We start from the raw sequence: 16,893 nt of genomic DNA, 5'->3' as shown, positions 1-16,893 counted from the left end.
GATGACCTCGCTTATTTCCGCTCACCCTGAGTAGCCAATGCAATCGGCGTATCGAAGGGCGTAGATGCGTGCTTCGATACGCCGCTGGCGCGGCTACTCAGCATGAGCGGGTTGATTCAAAACCCCGCTCCGAACGTCGATCCCCCGTCGACCACCAGCGTCTGCCCGGTGACGAAGCTGCCGGCCTGGCTGGCGAGGAACAGCGCGGCACCCGCGATCTCGCGCGGTTCACCGATCCGCTTCAGCGCCGAAATGGCGGTGACGCGCTTAAGGATTTCGGGGTTTTCCCACAGCGCGCGGGCGAAGTCGGTGCGGACGAGGCCGGGGGCGATGGCGTTCACCCGCACGCCCTTGGGCCCGAACTCGGCGGCGAGGTTGCGGACAAGCTGGAGGTCGGCGGCCTTGGAGATGTTGTAGGCGCCGATCACGGTCGAGCTGGTAATCCCGCCGACCGAGGAAACGATCACGATCGAGCCCTCGCCACGCTCGACCATCTCGGGCGCGACCATGCTGGTCAGCCAGTGGTTGGAGAGGACGTTGTTGTCCATGATCTTGCGAAACTGGTCGTCGCTGATCCCCGCCATCGGCCCGTAATAGGGATTGGAGGCGGCGTTGCAGACGAGCACGTCGATCCGGCCGAGCTGTGCGCGCGTCTCATCGACCAGATGTTGCAGCGCCTCCTTGTCGGAAATCGACGCGGCGATCGCGATCGCCCTGCCCGCGCCGCGCTCGTTGATCGCGTTCGCGACCTCCTCGCAAGCGTCCTGCTTGCGGCTCGAGATGACGACGGTGGCGCCGTGGGCGGCCATCTCCTCCGCGATCGCCCGCCCGATCCCGCGCGAGGAGCCGGTGACGATGGCGGTCTTGCCGGTGAGGTCGAAGAGGCTGTTCAAGATAAGGTCTCCGTCGTCCCGGCGGAGGCCGGGACCTCAGGTCGCCGCGCTCCGCCTGTTCTCCCTGAGATCCCGGCCTTCGCCGGGATGACGCTTGCTACGGCACCTGCGGGTCGTCCGGCAGATGCTTGCCATATTCGATCAGCGCGATCGAGCGGTTGTGGACCTCGTCGGGACCATCGGCCAGCCGCAGCGTACGAATGCCGGCCCACATGTGCGCGAGCGGCGTGTCCTGGCTCACGCCGGCGCCGCCGAAGGCCTGAACCGCGTCGTCGATCACCTTGAGCGCCATCCGCGGCGCCTTGACCTTGATCATCGCGATCTCGGCCTTGGCGGCCTTGTTGCCCGCCTTGTCCATCCGGTCTGCCGCCATCAGGCAGAGCAGCCGGGTGGCGTCGATCTCGATCCGCGCCTCGGCGACGCGCTGCTCCCACACGCTATGCTCGGCGATGCGCTTGCCGAAAGCGGTGCGGCTCTGGATCCGCGTGACCATCAGCTTCAAGGCCTCTTCGGCGGCGCCGATGGTGCGCATGCAATGGTGGATGCGTCCCGGCCCCAGCCGGCCCTGCGCGATCTCGAACCCGCGCCCCTCGCCGAGCAGCAGGTTGTCGGCCGGAACGCGGACGTTCTCGAGGCGAATTTCCATATGCCCGTGCGGCGCATCGTCGAAGCCGTAGACGCTGAGGTAGCGCTCGACCGTGATGCCGGCGGCGTCCATCGGCACCAGGATCATCGACTGCTGCTGGTGCTTGCGCGCTTCGGTGTCGGTCTTGCCCATCAGGATCGCGACCTTGCAGCGCGGATCGCCCGCGCCCGAAGACCACCATTTCTTGCCGTTGATGACGTAATCCGCACCGTCCTTTTCGATCCGGCATTGGATGTTGGTCGCGTCCGAGCTGGCGACCCCCGGCTCGGTCATCAAAAAGGCCGAGCGGATCTCGCCGCGCATCAGGGGCGCGAGCCACTGCTCCTTCTGCTCCCGCGTGCCGTAGCGGTGGAGCACTTCCATGTTGCCGGTGTCGGGGGCGGAGCAATTGAACACTTCGCTGGCGAAACCGACCCGGCCCATCTCCTCGGCGCACAAAGCATATTCAAGGTTGGTCAGTTGCTCGCCCTCGAAGGCGAAGCTTTCGTCGACATGCTGGAGCGCGCCGCCCGGCGGCATGAACAGATTCCACAGGCCGGCCGCGCGGGCCTTCGCCTTCAGGGGCTCGATCCCCTCGAGATGGTGCCAGCGGTCGCCCTCGTTCAACTCGGCGGCGAGGCCCGGCACCGCGGGTCGGACGTGATCGTCGATGAACTGGCGAACGCGGTCGCGAAAATGAGCCTGCCGGTCGGTAAGGTCGAAATCCATGAAGACCTCTCGGATGAAGCGCTGGGCTTCGCTGTGTCAGAAAGGCAGGCGCCGCGCCAGCCTGCCGGAACGGCGCGCTTGGCCGGCTCGTTGGCCCCCGATGCGACACTATCTTCCCCTCGCCGCCGGGCTGCTCGGCGCCTGTACCGCCCAAGCTCCCACGACCGACAACGCCGCTACCCCGCGCACCGGCGAGGTCGCCGCCGCCAACGCGGTCGAACCGCCGCCGCCGTCCACGGCCGCCGAGAACCGCGCCATGCCCGAGCCGGCGACTTCACCGAGCAAGACCGACGTGCCGGTGACCAACAATCCCGCCCCAGCCCGCGAGGTCGTCAGCGAAGCGCCCTTCACCGCGACCAGCGCGCAAGGGGCCGCCAACGTCGTCCAGACCTATTTCGCGCTGATCGAGGCCCGTAAATACGCCCAGGCGCACCAGCTGTGGGGGCCGTCGAGCGACCTCGCCGACGCGACCTTCGCCGCGCCCTATCGCCAATATCGCGAATATCATGCCGAGGTCGGCAAGCCCGGCGATATCGAAGGCGCCGCCGGCTCGCTTTACGTCGAGGTGCCGGTGCGGGTGTACGGCGTCACCGTGAAAGGCGAGAAGTTCGAGGAGCCCGGCACCGTGACGCTGCGCCGGGTCAACGACGTCGACGGCTCGACCGCCGAGCAGCGCCGTTGGCACATCGCCAAGATCGACCTGCCCCCCAGCCCGCATTGACGAGCGCGCGCCGGCCGTTGCATCGCTGCGCGAAGAGGAGTGCACCATGGCCGACACCGCCGAGCTGACGACTTTCCGCGAGGAGACCCGCGCGTGGCTCGAGGCGAATTGCCCGCCCGAGATGCGCGAGCCGGTCAAATCCGAGGAAGACGTCTGTTGGGGCGGACGTCACTTCCAGTTCCAGTCCGCCGCGCAGAAGAGCTGGCTCGAGGCGATGGCGGCGCGCGGCTGGACCACGCCCGACTGGCCGAAAGAGGTCGGCGGTGGCGGGCTCTCCCCGGCCGAGGCAAAGATTCTCAAGGAGGAATTGCGCCGGATCAACGCGCGCAATCCCTTGAACAGCTTCGGCATCTCGATGCTCGGGCCTGCGCTGCTCAAATATGGCACCGACGAACAGAAGCAGCGCTTCCTGCCGCCGATCGTCCGCGGCGAAATCCGTTGGTGCCAGGGCTATTCCGAACCAGGCGCGGGTAGCGACCTCGCCGGGCTGCAGACCAAGGCCGAGGACAAGGGAGACCACTGGCTGGTCAACGGCCAGAAGGTGTGGACCAGCTACGCCGACAAGGCCGACTGGATTTTCTGCCTCGTCCGCACCTCGACCGAATCGAAGCATGGCGGGATCAGCTTCCTGCTGTTCGACATGGAATCGGAAGGCGTCTCGACCAAGCCGATCCTGCTGATCAGCGGCTATTCGCCATTCTGCGAGACCTTCATGGACGACGTGAAGGTGCCCAAGGATCAGGTGGTCGGCGAGGTCAACAAGGGCTGGGACGTCGCCAAATACCTCCTCGGCCACGAGCGCGAGATGATCAGCGGGATGGGGCTCGGCGGCGGCTCGGCGCTGCTCGGCAAGAGCGTCGGCGCGATCGACGACCCCGTCCTCCGCGCCGAGATCGCCGCCTTCGACGTCGACGCCCTCGCCTTCGCGGCGATGAGCGAGCGTTTCATCGACCAGCTGAAGGCCGGCGAAGCGCACCCCGCCATGCCCAGCATGATGAAATATTCGGGCACCGAACTGAACAAGCGCCGCCACGAACTGGTGATGGCGGCCGGCGGCGCCGACACGCTCGAATGGGAGAGCGAGCGCAGCCGCAAGGGCAAGCCCGCGCGCGAATGGCTCCGCACCAAGGCCAATTCGATCGAGGGTGGGACCAGCGAGGTCCAGCTCGGCATCATCGCCAAGCACATCCTCCGCCTGCCGGGAGCATAGCGAACAACCACCGCTCGTCCCGAGCGAAGTCGAGGGGCGCAGAACGAGCGGTCGTGAAAGCGCGCCTCGACGTCGCTCGACACGAGCGGTGATGGGATGACCAGATGACGTTATTGACCGACGACCAGCGCCAGCTCCACGACATGGCGAAATCCTTCCTCGCCGAGGAAGGGACGATCAAGCAGCAGCTCCGCCATTGGCGCGACATCGGCTGCAAGGACGGCTTCGGCCACGGCTTGTGGAAGCAATTCGCCGAGCTGGGTCTGACCGGTATCGCCATCCCCGAGGATAAGGGCGGGCTTGGTCTCGGCGCAACCGAGGCGGCGCTGGTGCTCGAGGAGGTCGGGCGCAACCTGACGCCGTCGCCCTTTCTCACCACCGCCGTCGCTGCCGTCCGCGCGCTCGAGGGCACTGCGCAGGGCGACCGCTGGTTCCCGGGCATCCTCTCGGGCGAGACGGTCGCCGCGCTGGCAGTCGACGAGGGCAAACACCACCGCCCCGATGCCGTCGCCACCACCGCCACCCGCTCAGGCAACGGTTTCACGCTGAACGGCGGCAAGCAGTTCGTCGTCCACGGCGCTTCGGCTGATATGATCCTCGTTGCCGCGCGCACCGGGGGTTCGGCCGGCGAGCGCGAGGGCCTGACCCTGTTCGCGGTCGAGCGCGACGCCAAGGGGATGGAGGTCGAGAACGTCGCGCTGACCGATCACAGCAAGGCCGCGCGGCTGACGTTGACTGATGTCGCGGTCGACGCCGACGCAGTGGTCGGCGAGGTCGACGCTGGCTGGGCGCCGCTGTCGCGCGCACTCAACGCCGGTCGCGCTGGCTCGGCGGCCGAGCTGGTCGGGGTCGCCGCGGGCGCCGCCGACATGACCACCGACTACCTCAAGCAGCGCAAGCAGTTCGGGAAGCTGATCGGCGAGTTCCAGGCGCTCCAGCACCGCGCCGCGCACTTGTTCAGCGAGATCCAGATCGCCCGCGCCGCCGCCTACAAGGCCGCCGAGCTGCTCGACGCCGGGTCGGACCGGGCTGAGCTGATGGTCCATGTCGCAAAGGCCAAGGCCGGCCGCGCCGCCGCGCTCGCCGTCCAGGAAGGCGTCCAGATGCACGGTGGCATCGGCATGACCGACGAGCATGACATCGGCTTCTACATAAAGCGCCAGGCCGTCCTCGATCGCCTATTCGGCGACTGGCGCTTCCACGCCGGCGAAGTCGCCCGTCTCGCAGGCTACTGACGCTCGAGCAGGAAGTTGATCCGCGCGGTCGCGATCGGCCGCTCGCGCGTTTCCTGCCAGGCGACCGCATCGACATTGGCGACCGTCCGCCCGAGCCGTTCGACCACCGCCTCGGCGTAGGTCTCGCGGTCGCGGCCGCCGAGCAGATAGGTGACCGTGACCGTGATCGGCTTCATCTGCGCCGCGACCTCGTCCGCCTCGGCCAATGCCTCGCGCAGGCTGGTGAAGGCGGCGAACTCGAGCAAGCCGGCGATCGCCCCGCCGTGGAGGAATAAAGGACGGCCCACCACGTCGCCGTGCCACGGCATGACGAAGCGCGTGCCGTTCGCCGTCTCGTCGGCGCGGAGCCCGAGCAGGCGGGCGTAGGGCGGCAGGTCGATCATCCGCGCGTCCTGCGCAAAGCAAGCCCTGACTGCAACCCGCAGCGTCGATGCGTCCAAGGTCGTCGCTCAAGCGTAACTGACGGATGATTCGTCCCATCTTTGCCGCCGCCCTCGCTGTCGCGGCGCTCACTGCCTGTTCCCCCGCCGGTCTGCTCAACGGTCTCGATCACGTCAGCGCGCTCGGCGAGCCAGGCCGCGTCGCGAGCGGGATCGCGTTCGGTCCCGACCCGCGCCTCAAGCTCGACGTTTACGCGCCCCCGCGTGCGGCGCGCGGCGCACGACTGCCGGTGGTGGTCTTCTTCTACGGTGGCGGGTGGGTCGGCGGCGCGCGCGGCGACTATGCCTTCGCCGGCCGGGCGTTCGCCGCCAACGGCTTTGTCGCGGTGGTGCCCGACTATCGGCTGGTGCCGCAGGTCCGCTTCCCGACCTTCGTCGAGGACGGCGCGCTGGCGGTCCGCTGGGCGCGCGATCATGCGGCGGAATTTGGCGGCGACCCCCGCCGGATCACCCTCGCGGGGCATTCGGCCGGCGCCTACAATGCGGCGATGCTTGCGCTCGACCCGCATTTCCTGCGCGACGCCGGAGTCGACCCGCACACCGTCCGCGCCGCGGCGCTGCTGGCGGGGCCGTACGATTTCTACCCGTTCACCGAACAGCGCGGTCAGGACGCGCTGGGGGCGTGGCCGCGCCCGCTCGAAACCCAGCCGATCCACTTCGCCCGGAAGGACGCGCCGCCATTGCTGCTGATGGCCGGCACCGCTGACACGGTGGTCAAGCCGGGTAACAGCGAGCGCCTGGCGGCGCGGCTGCGCGCCCTCGGCGCGCCGGTGGCGCTCAAGCTCTATCCGGGCAAGAGCCACGTCGACTTGGTGAAATCGCTGTCGGTGCCGTTCCGCGGAACGAGCCCGGCGCTTGCCGACAGTGTCGCCTTCCTGCGCGCAAATACGCGCTGAGGCCGAGGCTTACTTGCGCGGTGCCGGGGCTGGCGCGGGCGCTGGCGCAGGCGGCGCGAGCGACTGCATCCTTAGCCCGCTCGCCTGCACGCCCTTGGCGCAGCTGCTCATCTGCGCCGACGCCGTCGCCTGCGTGATCTGCTTCTGCTGCTCGGCGAGATGACGGCGCAGGTCGGCGTTGCTCATCTCCTGCAGCCTGCCGAGATAGTAAAAGCCGCTGACCTGGGCGAGCTTGCGGCCTTCTTCCTTGTCGGACTTGGCCGCGAACAGGTTGCTGAGCATGAAGCAGCGCACGTCCATCGCGGTCGGCGCGGCCGCGGCGGGCGCCGAGATGGTGAGCAGGCCCATCACGGCCGCGGTCGACAGGGTCTTACGGAACACCGGCACTTCCTTCGTTCGCCTGCCCGTGCCGGTCGTCGATGACCAGCGATCCATGGACGTCGGCCAACAGGCTCGGCTCGGCCGGCTTGGGCGCCGCGACAGGCGGAGCGGTGACGGCAGCGACGCTGGGCACCGCGCGGCTGTACCGCGTCGCCGCCACATCGCCAAAGGCGAAGTGGCTGTGATCGACCTCGTCGAGCGATTCGATCAGATTGAAGCCGGCGCGGCGCAGCGCCGCATCGATCATCGCGTGGGTCACGCCCGGGCGCCGCTGCACGTCGATCGCGCGACCCTGCAGGTGGTAGCTATTGAACACCCCGCCGACCCGGCGGTTGTGCTCGGCCGAGCGGAACCCGCTGGTGACCGTCCCGTAGAGCGCGCCGATCCGCGCCGGGGCGAGCAGATAGGGCGAGGAGACCGCGCCGAGCAAATGATCGACCGGCGGCTTCGAGGCGGCAGCCGCTGGCGCGCCGGCGAGCGCGACGCAGGCGGCAAAGAGGGCACCGCCACTACGCAGCGCGAAGGAAAAGCCGACCGGCATGAAGCGCCTTTAACGGCAAACGGGCGGCCGCGTTCCTCCAGATCTGGCGCTGCACCGATTCGACACAGACGCGCGACCGCTGATTCCAAGGTCGGTCCGGACGCGCCCGCGCTGGACTGGCGAGGCCGTCCGACTATGCAGGGCCGGTGACCGCGCGCGATGCCCAGACCCTGCCGACCGGCGATGTCAGCCTGGCCGAGGCGCACCGCTCGATCGCCATGGCTTCCCCCTCGAGCGGCGTGCTGCGCCGGTTCGGGGCATTCGCCGGGCCCGGCTATCTCGTCGCGGTCGGCTACATGGACCCGGGCAATTGGGCGACCGATCTCGCCGGCGGGTCGGCCTATGGCTACTCGCTGCTGTGGACGATCCTGCTCGCCAACTTGATGGCGATGCTGCTCCAGGCGCTGACCGCCAAGCTCGGCATCGCCACCGGCCGCGACCTCGCCCAGGCCTGCCGCGACCATTACAGCAAACCCGTCTCGGTCGCGCTGTGGCTGATCTGCGAGGCGGCGATCGTCGCCTGCGACCTCGCCGAGGTGATCGGCTCGGCGATCGCGCTGCAATTGCTGTTCGGCCTGCCCCTCGTGGTCGGAGTAATCCTGACCGCGCTCGACGTGTTGCTGCTGCTCGCCCTCCAGCGCCGCGGCTTCCGCCAGCTCGAGGCGTTCGTGATCGCGCTGCTGGTGCTGATCGCCGGCTGCATCGGCTACGAGGTGGCGGTATCGCAACCGCAGCTCGGGCCGATGCTGCGCGGCTTCCTTCCGTCGACCGCCATCGTCCACGATCCGGCGATGCTCTACATCGCGATCGGGATCATCGGCGCCACGGTGATGCCGCACAACCTCTACCTCCATTCGGCGGCGGTGCAGACCCGTGCGTTCGACACCAGCCCGGCGGGTCGCAAGACGGCGGTGCGCTTCGCGGTGTGGGACAGTAGCATCGCCCTGCTCCTTGCGCTGTTCGTCAACGCCGGCATCCTGGTCCTCGCCGCCTCGGTGTTCCACGCCTCGGGCCAGACCGGGGTCGCCGAGATTCAGGACGCCTTCAAACTGCTCAGCCCGACCGTCGGCGTGGCCGCCGCAAGCACCCTGTTCGCGATCGCGTTGCTCGCCTCGGGCCAGAGCTCGACATTGACCGCGACCCTCGCCGGCCAGGTGGTGATGGAAGGCTTCCTCGGCCTCAAGCTCGCACCGTGGGTGCGGCGCTTGCTGACCCGCGGGCTGGCGATCATCCCGGCGGTGATCGTCGCCGCGCGCTACGGCGAGAGTGGCACCGCCAAGCTGTTGGTGTTGAGCCAGGTGGTCCTGAGCCTCCAGCTGCCGTTCGCCATCGTCCCATTGATCCAGTTCACCAGCAACCGCGCGCGGATGGGCGCGCTGGTCAACGGCCGCGCGCTGACCATCGCCGCCAGCTTGTGCGCGGCGCTGATCATCGCCCTAAACCTCCGCCTGATCGCGAGCTTCGTGCTGGGCGACTGAACGCCGCTGACGTGCTAGTCTTGTTCGCGGTGGAGGCAGGCGATGCGCGTGACGGGTCGGCTCAGCATGATGTGGGTGGTGGCCGGCATGGCCATGCTGGCAGCGATCGCGCCGGCGGCTGCCGCCGACCCGCCGCAGATCGGCAAGCCCCGCCCGACGCCCACCATCCCCGGCAACGTCCTGCCGCTGCCCCCGGCGACCTACGACCCCGCGCTCAAGATCGGCGGCAACGACATCAAGGCACGCAAGGTCGAGACCCGGCTGAGCGTCGAGGTCAGGGTCAACGACCGCGGCCCCTATCGCTTCATCGTCGATAGCGGCGCCGACAGCTCGGTTATCGGGGCCGGCCTCGCCCGCCAGCTCGAGCTGCCGCTGGGCACCCCGATCACCCTCCACGGCATGACCGCTAGCGCGGTGGTCGACCGGGTCCGGGTCGGCGCCCTCACCGTCGGCACGACCACCGTCCACGACCTCCAACTGCCCGCGCTCAGCGAAAATGACCTCGGCGGTGCGGGGATTATCGGCCTGGACGCGCTGGTTGAGCAGCGGCTGCTGATGGATTTAGATCGCCGGCTGATCAAGGTCGAGGATGCGCGCATCCCGGTGCGCTCCTTCCCCGGCGAGATCGTGGTGACCGCCCGCCGCCGCCGCGGCCAGCTGATCATGACCGGGGTCCGCGCCGACAGCCAGCGGCTCGACGCGATCATCGACACCGGCAGTGAGGTCAGCATCGGCAACGTCGCGCTGCGCGACAAGCTTATCCGCAACAAGCGCGCCCGCTTCGAGACCCTCGACATGATCGGGGTGACGGGCGTGTCGATGAAGATCGAGCTGGCAATCGTCGGCGAACTCGAGATCGGGCCGATCCTGCTACGCGAAGTGCCAATCGCCTTCGTCGACGCCCCGCCGTTCAAGCTGTTCGGGCTCGCCGACCAGCCGGCGCTGTTGCTCGGCACCGACTTGATGGAGAAATTCCGCCGCATCTCGCTCGACTTTCGGGCGCGCAAGGTCCGCTTCCAGCTCCGCCGCTGCTCGAGCGAGGGGATCATCATCAGCACCAACCCCGACCGGATGACCCGCATCCAGGGCCTCAACGGCAACCAGGCCTGCCTCGATTGAGCGGCAGCTAGCGGTGCTGCCGCATTCCCGCCGCACAACGTTGCCACCGGCACCCGCGCACTTTAGGACGCCGCCATGACCGACCGCGACGAACGCCTCGAGACCATCCAGCGCCTGATCGGCGAGTTCAACAAGAAGGGGATCGCGGTCACCGAAGCGACCCGCTTCGCCCAGGACCTCGAGTGGGACAGCCTCACCGTGATGGACTTCGTCGCCGCGGTCGAGGACGAATTCGACATCATCATCACCATGAACCGCGCCGCCGAGATCGAGACCGTCGGCCAGCTGGTCGACGCGGTGGGCGAGCTCAGCCAGCCGGGGAACGCATGACCGATCCCGGCCTGGCGATGACCGCCGATGCCGCGCGGCCGAGCGTGCGCGGCACCGCGCCTGATCTGTTCGACAAGTTCCAGCCGCTGATCGACCAGCGCGAAGCCTTGCTGTCGACCGGACTGACCGACCCGTTCAACCTGGTGATGGAAAAGGTCGAGAGCCCGACCGTCGCCATCTGCAACGGCAAGCGGACGATCCTGCTCGGCACCTATAATTACATGGGAATGACCTTCGACCCCGACGTGATCGCGGCGGGCAAGCAGGCACTCGACGAGTTCGGCTCGGGCACGACCGGCAGCCGGGTCCTCAACGGCACCTACCAGGGCCACCGCGAGTGCGAGGACGCGCTGCGCGACTTCTACGGCATGAGTGGCGCGATGGTCTTCTCGACCGGCTACCAGGCCAATCTCGGGATCATCTCGACGCTGGCGGGGAAGGACGATTACGTCATCCTCGACATCGACAGCCATGCCTCGATCTACGACGGCTGCGGGCTCGGCAACGCCCAGATCGTCGCCTTTCGCCACAATGACGTCGAGGCGCTCGAGAAGCGCTTGAAGCGCCTTCCCGCCGAGGCCGGCAAGCTGGTCGTGCTCGAGGGCGTCTATTCGATGCTCGGCGACGTCGCCCCGCTCAAGGAAATGGTCGCCATCTCCAAGGCGCATGGCGCAATGGTGCTGGTCGACGAGGCGCATTCGATGGGCTTCATCGGCGAGCATGGCCGCGGTGTCGCCGAGGCGCAGGGCGTGATCGACGACGTCGACTTCATCATCGGCACCTTCTCGAAGAGCGTCGGGACGGTCGGCGGCTTCTGCGTCTCCAACCATCCCAAGTTCGAGATCTTGCGGCTGGTCTGCCGGCCCTATGTCTTCACCGCCAGCCTGCCGCCGAGCGTGGTCGCCACCGCCGCCACCTCGATCCGCAAGCTGATGAGCGACACCGGCAAGCGCGAGCATCTGCTGGCGAACAGCAAGCGCCTGCACGGCGGCTTGAAGCAGCTCGGCTTCCAGCTCGGCACCGACGAGCCGCAATCGGCGATCATCGCCGTCATCATGCCCGACCTCGAGCGCGGCGCGGCGATGTGGGAAGCGCTGCTCCACGAAGGCCTCTACGTGAACCTCGCCCGGCCGCCGGCGACGCCACAGGGCATGACCCTGCTGCGCTGCTCGCTCTGCGCCGAGCATAGTGAGGCCCAAGTCGGCGAAATCCTCGGCATGTTTGAGGCGGCGGGGAAGCGCGTCGGGGTGATCTGAGGCGCTTGCCTCCTGCGTTCGCCAAGCGCAGGAGAAAGCCATGACCCTGCTCAACACCGACTTCCGCGCGGCTGCCGCAGCCGAATTCGACTCCATGATCGAACTGCGCCGAGCGATCCACGCCGATCCCGAGCTCGGCCTGCATTGCACGCGGACGACCGAGAAGCTGAAAGCGGCGATTGCCGGGCTGCCGCTCGAAATCCGCGACAGCCAGTCAACCAGCGGCTTCGTCGCGATCCTCCGCGGCGGGCAGCCGGGCCGCACCGTGCTGCTGCGCGGCGACATGGACGCGCTGCCGATCCGCGAGGAGACCGGTCTGCCCTTCGCCAGCCAGGTCGAGGGCAACATGCATGCCTGCGGTCACGACACCCATTCGGCGATGCTGGCGAGCGCCGCCCGTATCCTCTCGGCCCAGCAGGCAAGTCTCGCGGGGACGATCGTCTTCATGTTCCAGCCGGGCGAGGAAGGTCACCACGGCGCACGCTTCATGATCGAGGACAGGCTGCTCGACGATCCGACGCCCGACGCCGCCTTCGCGCTGCACATCTTTCCCAACATCGCCGGCGGGGTGGTGACGACGCGGGCCGGCGCGCTGCTCGCTTCGACCGATGCGCTCAACGCCACCATCACCGGCCGCGGCGGGCATGCGGCGATGCCCTATGACGCGATCGACCCGATTCCGGTGGCGTGCGAGGCGGTCGGCGCGGCGCAAGCCTTCATCGCCCGACGCACCCCCTTCTTCGATCCGGCAATCCTGTCGGTGACCCAGATCCACGCCGGCACCGCCTACAACATCGTCCCCGACACGGTGGAGATCAAAGGCACGCTGCGCACCCTGTCGGACGAGCGGCGCGAAGCCGGTAAGGCGGCGTTCGAGCGGATCATCACCCAAGTCGCCGCCGCTCACGAATGCACCGCCACGGTAAAGATCGACACCGGCTATCCCGCCTGCGTCAACGATCCGCGCGGTGCCCGGCTGATCGCCGAAATTGCCACCGACCTGTTCGGGGAAGGCCAATATGCCGAGATGCCGACCCCGATCATGGGCGGCGAGGACTTCGCCTATGTGCTGCAGAAGGTGCCCGGCGCGATGGCCTTCCTCGGCGTCGCCCCGCCAGGCGAAGAGCCGGGCCCGCGCGCCCCGCTCCACAATGGCAAGATGACCATCCACGAGGACTGGCTCGAGCGCGGCGTCGCGCTCCACTGCGCCTTCGCGACGCGTTTCCTGGCGAGCGGGTGGGAATAGACACGGCGGCGCGGCAATCGGCGGTTCAGACGGTGTGGCGTGAGGTGGATTGCTTCGCGCCGCTCGCAATGACGAAGGATCAGACTTGGCGAATATTCCCACCACGGCCCCGGCCAAGCACACCGAACTGACGATCCGCGGCATCCTGCTCGGCGCGGTGCTGACGGTCGTGTTCACCGCCGCCAACGTCTATCTCGGGCTCAAGCTCGGGATCACCTTCGCGACCTCGATCCCGGCCGCGGTGATCTCGATGGCGGTGCTCAAGCTGTTCAGCGACAGCACCATCCAGGAAAACAACATCGTCCAGACGATCGCCTCCTCCGCCGGAACGCTGAGCGCGATTATCTTCGTCCTGCCGGGGCTGATCATGATCGGCTATTGGAGCGACTTCCCCTACTGGCTGAGCCTGCTGGTGATCGGTCTCGGGGGCATTCTTGGCGTGCTCTATTCGGTCCCCCTGCGCCGGGCGCTGGTGACCGGGAGCGACCTTCCCTACCCCGAAGGCCTGGCCGCGGCCGAAGTGCTCAAGGTCGGCGCCGGGGTCGGCGGGGCCGAAGAGAATCGACGCGGGCTGGTCGCCATCGTCTGGGCCTCGGTCGTTTCGGCGCTCTACTTCACGCTGACCAAGACCAAGCTGATCGTCGACACCGCGACCAAGTCGTTCCGCGTCGGCGCCGGGGCGAGTCACGTCACCGCCAGCCTGTCCTTCGCGCTGATCGGGGTCGGGCACCTCGTCGGCATGGCGGTCGGAATCGCGATGTTCGTCGGCGTGCTGATCAGCTGGACGTGGCTGGTCCCTCATTACAGCGGGCTCGCCGGGCTGGCGTCGGGCGCCGACCTTGAAGCGGTCATCGGCGACGTCTTCCGCAACAAGGTGCGCTTCATCGGCGCGGGCACGATGCTGGTCGCGGCGGTGTGGACGCTGGCCAAGGTGATCGGCCCGATCATCCGGGGCATCACCCAGGCGATCGCCGCCAACCGCGCGCGCGACGCGGGCGAGCAGCTCGAGCTCACCGAGCGCGATCTGCCGATCACCATCGTCGGCGGCGCGATCCTCGCCTCGATGGTGCCGATCGGGCTGCTGTTGTGGGACTTCGCCGGCACTGGGGCGCTCGCCAGCCACGCGCTGCCGCTGGTCGCCATGTCACTCGCCTACATCATGGTCGCGGGGCTGATCATCGCCTCGATCACCGGCTACATGGCGGGCCTGATCGGTGCCTCCAACAGCCCGGTCAGCGGCGTCGGCATCCTCACCGCGGTCGGCATCTCGCTCATCCTGCTGACCGTCGCCAGCGGCCTTGGACCGGAGGCGTCGAAGAGCCTGATCGCCTTCGCCTTGCTGGTCACCGCCATCATCTTCGGCGTCGCGACCATCGCCAACGACAATCTCCAGGACCTCAAGACCGGCCAGCTGGTCGGGGCGACGCCCTGGCGGCAGCAGGTCGCGCTGATCATCGGCGTGATCTTCGGAGCGCTGGTCATTCCGCCGGTGCTGAACGTGCTTAACTCGACGCTCGGCTTCGTCGGCGTTCCGGGGGCGGGCAAGGACGCGCTGAACGCTCCGCAGGCGGCGCTGATCAGCTCGATCACGACCGGCATCCTCGGCGGCAGCCTCGACTGGTCGCTGCTTCGCAACGGCGCGCTGATCGGCGCGGTGGTGGTGGCGATCGACGAAGTGCTCAAGCGCGTGTCGGGCGGCAAATACAGCCTGCCGCCGCTGGCCGTTGGCATGGGCATCTACCTGCCGATGGAACTGACGCTGTTCGTGTCGCTGGGCGCGCTGCTCGGCTGGTTCTACAACCGCTGGGCCGTGCGCGCCGCCAACCCGGCCTTCGCCGAGCGGCTGGGCGTCCTGATGGCGACCGGGCTGATCGTCGGGGAAAGCCTGATGGGCGTCGCTTATGCGATCGTGGTCTACGCCGCCGACAAGGTCGGTGCGAAGGATAGTGCGAACGTCCTTGCACTGGTGGGGGACACGGCCTGGGCAATGCCGCTCGCGATCGCGCTGTTCGCGCTGACTGTCGGTGCGCTCTACGCGCTTACCCGCCGCGCGGCCGCTACCATGCCCGCTGCCGACCCGGCCGACGCCGCGCCGCCACAGGAAAGCTACCGATGAGCGAGCCGCGCTTCCTCGGCCAGTCGACGCCGCTTCCTGGCTCGCCCGAAGAGGCGCAGCTCGACTACGTCCCCAATCCGCGGGCCGGATCGCTCTACCTCGTCCGTTTCGCCGCGCCCGAATTCACCTCGCTCTGCCCGGTCACCGGCCAGCCCGACTTCGCGCATCTGGTGATCGACTATGCCCCGGGTGAAACGATCGTCGAATCGAAGAGCCTCAAGCTGTTCCTCGGCTCGTTCCGCAATCATTGCGGCTTCCACGAGGACATCACGGTCGGGATCGGCCAGCGCCTCACCGAAGAGATGAAACCCCGCTGGCTGCGGATCGGCGGCTACTGGTATCCGCGTGGCGGCATTCCGATCGACGTTTTCTGGCAGACCGCCGCCCCGCCCGAGGGGCTGTGGGTGCCCGATCAGGGGGTGGCAAGCTACCGCGGGAGAGGATGATGCAGAACCTCGTTTCCACCGAATGGCTGGCGGGCGAACTCGGCGCGCCCGACCTCGTCGTCCTCGACGCCAGCTGGCACATGCCCGCCGCCAACCGCGCCCCGCGTGAGGAATATGAGGCGCGACACATCCCGGGCGCCCGCTTCTTCGACATCGATGCCAACAGCGACCATGACGCGGGCTTTCCGCACATGCTGCCCTCGGCCGAGCTGTTCGGCGCGGCGATGACCGACCTGGGCGTCAACGGCGACGACCGCATCGTGATCTACGACGACAGCGACCTCAGGACCTCGGCGCGGGCCTGGTTCATGCTCCGCCACTTCGGCGCGACGCAGGTGGCGATCCTCGACGGCGGGCTGGCCAAATGGGTCGCCGAAGGCCGCCCGCTCGAGAGCGGGCATCCGGTTCGCCGCGAGGCGCGGTTCGACGCCGTCGCGGGCCAGGATCACGTCGTCCACAAGGACGAACTGCTGCGAGGGCTTGGCCTGCCGGTCGTGGACGCGCGCGGCGCCAAGCGCTTCACCGGCGAGGAAGCCGACCCGCGACCGGGCGTCGCCCCGGGTCACATGCCGGGCGCGCACAATCTGCCTTATGCGGGGATGTATAGGGCCGACGGCACCTTCCGTCCGGTCGCGGAACTGCGTGAAGCTTTCGCCTCAGCCCAGGTCGATCCGACGCAGCCGTTCGTCGCGAGTTGTGGGTCGGGAGTCACCGCCAACAGCCTCATTTTCGCCGCGCACCTGCTCGGCAACGACGAAGTCCGCCTCTACGACGGCAGCTGGAGCGAGTGGGGGAGCGACCCGGCGACCCCGAAGGTCACCGGCCCGGCCGACTAGCGCCGAAACAGCGCCTCGACCTCGGCCAGCCCGGCGCGCAAATCGTCCGACAGCCGCTCGGCGGCATGCGGATTGGGGGTCGTAAGCAGGAGCTCGAGCCCGCCCAGCGCGCGGTCGGCCACCCGCTGCGAGCGCCGCGCGAACGCCTGGCGATGGAGCGGCGGGAGGTCGGTCCAGACTTCGGTGATATCGACCGGCTCGGCGCATTGGGCGGCGGTCTTGCCCGCGATGAGGTCGGCAGTACGCAGCGCTTGGCGGATGCTGGCGAGGTGGGCGGCCGCGTGCGCGCCCTCGGATACGACGGGCGACTCGGTGCGGGGAAGCGGTTGGGCCATGCCTCGGGCATGCGCGCCAATGGTGAATCAATGGTAAAAACGGGCACCGGCGCCGGGCCG

At 68.3% G+C, this 16,893-nt stretch carries 18 protein-coding genes; 12 read left to right on the top strand and 6 right to left on the bottom strand.

The annotated features are described in order from the left end of the window. Nucleotides 1–116: 116 nt before the first annotated feature. Together GCU42_RS13625 and GCU42_RS13620 are read right to left on the bottom strand one after the other, a co-directional pair. Nucleotides 117–896, bottom strand: coding sequence for an SDR family NAD(P)-dependent oxidoreductase (locus tag GCU42_RS13625; RefSeq protein WP_205215013.1), 780 nt, complete (start codon nt 894–896; stop codon nt 117–119). 94 nt (nt 897–990) lie between these two features. After that, a complete protein-coding gene (locus tag GCU42_RS13620) occupies nt 991–2,247 on the bottom strand; it encodes an acyl-CoA dehydrogenase family protein (protein WP_114228516.1) in 1,257 nt (418 codons plus the stop codon). 100 nt (nt 2,248–2,347) lie between these two features. Here GCU42_RS13620 and GCU42_RS13615 point away from each other — a divergent pair, with 100 nt between their 5' ends. From GCU42_RS13615 to GCU42_RS13605, 3 genes are all read left to right on the top strand, one after another. Continuing rightward, a complete protein-coding gene (locus GCU42_RS13615; RefSeq protein WP_114228517.1) occupies nt 2,348–2,968 on the top strand; it encodes a hypothetical protein in 621 nt (206 codons plus the stop codon). A gap of 46 nt (nt 2,969–3,014) precedes the next feature. Then, nucleotides 3,015–4,178, top strand: a complete 1,164-nt coding sequence (locus GCU42_RS13610) for an acyl-CoA dehydrogenase family protein (RefSeq protein ID WP_114228518.1) — start codon at nt 3,015–3,017, stop codon at nt 4,176–4,178. A 104-nt stretch (nt 4,179–4,282) separates the two neighbouring features. Continuing rightward, complete coding sequence (locus GCU42_RS13605; protein WP_114228519.1) at nt 4,283–5,413, top strand: acyl-CoA dehydrogenase family protein; 1,131 nt, start codon at nt 4,283–4,285, stop codon at nt 5,411–5,413. On the opposite strand, the gene GCU42_RS13600 is transcribed toward GCU42_RS13605, so the two are convergent. Then, complete coding sequence (locus GCU42_RS13600; protein ID WP_114228520.1) at nt 5,407–5,796, bottom strand: PaaI family thioesterase; 390 nt, start codon at nt 5,794–5,796, stop codon at nt 5,407–5,409. The two genes, GCU42_RS13605 and GCU42_RS13600, sit on opposite strands and share 7 nt — an antisense overlap. A gap of 83 nt (nt 5,797–5,879) precedes the next feature. On the opposite strand from GCU42_RS13600, the gene GCU42_RS13595 reads away from it, so the two are divergent. Then, nucleotides 5,880–6,749, top strand: a complete 870-nt coding sequence (locus GCU42_RS13595) for an alpha/beta hydrolase (protein WP_114228521.1) — start codon at nt 5,880–5,882, stop codon at nt 6,747–6,749. A gap of 9 nt (nt 6,750–6,758) precedes the next feature. Here the strand turns inward: GCU42_RS13595 and GCU42_RS13590 are convergent, their stop codons facing one another. Continuing rightward, nucleotides 6,759–7,130: a hypothetical protein gene (locus GCU42_RS13590; protein WP_152569591.1), complete on the bottom strand. Its 372-nt coding sequence runs from the start codon at nt 7,128–7,130 to the stop codon at nt 6,759–6,761. Continuing rightward, a complete protein-coding gene (locus GCU42_RS13585; RefSeq protein ID WP_114228523.1) occupies nt 7,120–7,671 on the bottom strand; it encodes a D-Ala-D-Ala carboxypeptidase family metallohydrolase in 552 nt (183 codons plus the stop codon). Before GCU42_RS13585 ends, GCU42_RS13590 begins: the two co-directional genes overlap by 11 nt. 146 nt (nt 7,672–7,817) lie before the next feature. Here GCU42_RS13585 and GCU42_RS13580 point away from each other — a divergent pair, with 146 nt between their 5' ends. The 8 genes from GCU42_RS13580 to sseA all read left to right on the top strand — a co-directional run bounded on the left by GCU42_RS13580 (nt 7,818) and on the right by sseA (nt 16,498). Then, a complete protein-coding gene (locus GCU42_RS13580) occupies nt 7,818–9,149 on the top strand; it encodes an Nramp family divalent metal transporter (RefSeq protein WP_275887920.1) in 1,332 nt (443 codons plus the stop codon). A 42-nt stretch (nt 9,150–9,191) separates the two neighbouring features. Further along, the gene (locus GCU42_RS13575) at nt 9,192–10,268 is read left to right on the top strand and encodes an aspartyl protease family protein (RefSeq protein WP_114228524.1); all 1,077 of its coding nucleotides are present in this window, start codon (nt 9,192–9,194) and stop codon (nt 10,266–10,268) included. A 75-nt stretch (nt 10,269–10,343) separates the two neighbouring features. Next, nucleotides 10,344–10,598, top strand: coding sequence for an acyl carrier protein (locus tag GCU42_RS13570; protein ID WP_114228525.1), 255 nt, complete (start codon nt 10,344–10,346; stop codon nt 10,596–10,598). Nucleotides 10,599–10,615: 17 nt separating this feature from the next. Further along, nucleotides 10,616–11,854 (top strand): serine palmitoyltransferase, encoded by a 1,239-nt coding sequence (spt, locus tag GCU42_RS13565; RefSeq protein ID WP_114228654.1) that lies wholly within the window; start codon nt 10,616–10,618, stop codon nt 11,852–11,854. 40 nt (nt 11,855–11,894) lie between these two features. Further along, nucleotides 11,895–13,100 carry a M20 metallopeptidase family protein gene (locus GCU42_RS13560; RefSeq protein WP_114228526.1) on the top strand — a complete coding sequence of 402 codons (1,206 nt, stop codon included), beginning with the start codon at nt 11,895–11,897 and terminating at the stop codon, nt 13,098–13,100. Nucleotides 13,101–13,185: 85 nt separating this feature from the next. Continuing rightward, the gene (locus GCU42_RS13555; RefSeq protein WP_240309526.1) at nt 13,186–15,216 is read left to right on the top strand and encodes an OPT family oligopeptide transporter; all 2,031 of its coding nucleotides are present in this window, start codon (nt 13,186–13,188) and stop codon (nt 15,214–15,216) included. Further along, entirely contained in the window at nt 15,213–15,662 is a 450-nt protein-coding gene (queF, locus tag GCU42_RS13550) for a preQ(1) synthase (RefSeq protein ID WP_114228527.1), read from the top strand. The genes GCU42_RS13555 and queF overlap by 4 nt, the downstream gene beginning before the upstream one ends. Continuing rightward, entirely contained in the window at nt 15,662–16,498 is an 837-nt protein-coding gene (gene sseA / locus GCU42_RS13545) for a 3-mercaptopyruvate sulfurtransferase (RefSeq protein ID WP_114228528.1), read from the top strand. The genes queF and sseA overlap by 1 nt, the downstream gene beginning before the upstream one ends. Here the strand turns inward: sseA and GCU42_RS13540 are convergent. Continuing rightward, nucleotides 16,495–16,833 carry a hypothetical protein gene (locus GCU42_RS13540; RefSeq protein WP_114228529.1) on the bottom strand — a complete coding sequence of 113 codons (339 nt, stop codon included), beginning with the start codon at nt 16,831–16,833 and terminating at the stop codon, nt 16,495–16,497. The two genes, sseA and GCU42_RS13540, sit on opposite strands and share 4 nt — an antisense overlap. Nucleotides 16,834–16,893 lie beyond the last annotated feature (60 nt).

The organism is Sphingomonas ginsengisoli An et al. 2013 (genome assembly GCF_009363895.1).
Classification (GTDB): Bacteria; Pseudomonadota; Alphaproteobacteria; order Sphingomonadales; family Sphingomonadaceae; genus Sphingomicrobium; species Sphingomicrobium ginsengisoli.
The sequence above is the reverse complement of the archived record's forward strand: the minus strand, read 5'-3'. Positions and strand labels throughout refer to the sequence as shown.

Coding starts and splice junctions, on each gene's coding strand:
- GCU42_RS13570 (WP_114228525.1), top strand. CDS start 10,344: ATGACCGACCGCGACGAACGCCTCGAGACCATCCAGCGCCTGATCGGC.
- GCU42_RS13560 (WP_114228526.1), top strand. CDS start 11,895: ATGACCCTGCTCAACACCGACTTCCGCGCGGCTGCCGCAGCCGAATTC.
- GCU42_RS13595 (WP_114228521.1), top strand. CDS start 5,880: ATGATTCGTCCCATCTTTGCCGCCGCCCTCGCTGTCGCGGCGCTCACT.
- GCU42_RS13605 (WP_114228519.1), top strand. CDS start 4,283: ATGACGTTATTGACCGACGACCAGCGCCAGCTCCACGACATGGCGAAA.
- spt (WP_114228654.1), top strand. CDS start 10,616: ATGACCGCCGATGCCGCGCGGCCGAGCGTGCGCGGCACCGCGCCTGAT.
- GCU42_RS13615 (WP_114228517.1), top strand. CDS start 2,348: ATGCGACACTATCTTCCCCTCGCCGCCGGGCTGCTCGGCGCCTGTACC.
- GCU42_RS13610 (WP_114228518.1), top strand. CDS start 3,015: ATGGCCGACACCGCCGAGCTGACGACTTTCCGCGAGGAGACCCGCGCG.
- GCU42_RS13620 (WP_114228516.1), bottom strand. CDS start 2,247: ATGGATTTCGACCTTACCGACCGGCAGGCTCATTTTCGCGACCGCGTT.
- GCU42_RS13540 (WP_114228529.1), bottom strand. CDS start 16,833: ATGGCCCAACCGCTTCCCCGCACCGAGTCGCCCGTCGTATCCGAGGGC.
- GCU42_RS13600 (WP_114228520.1), bottom strand. CDS start 5,796: ATGATCGACCTGCCGCCCTACGCCCGCCTGCTCGGGCTCCGCGCCGAC.
- GCU42_RS13585 (WP_114228523.1), bottom strand. CDS start 7,671: ATGCCGGTCGGCTTTTCCTTCGCGCTGCGTAGTGGCGGTGCCCTCTTT.
- GCU42_RS13575 (WP_114228524.1), top strand. CDS start 9,192: ATGCGCGTGACGGGTCGGCTCAGCATGATGTGGGTGGTGGCCGGCATG.
- queF (WP_114228527.1), top strand. CDS start 15,213: ATGAGCGAGCCGCGCTTCCTCGGCCAGTCGACGCCGCTTCCTGGCTCG.
- sseA (WP_114228528.1), top strand. CDS start 15,662: ATGCAGAACCTCGTTTCCACCGAATGGCTGGCGGGCGAACTCGGCGCG.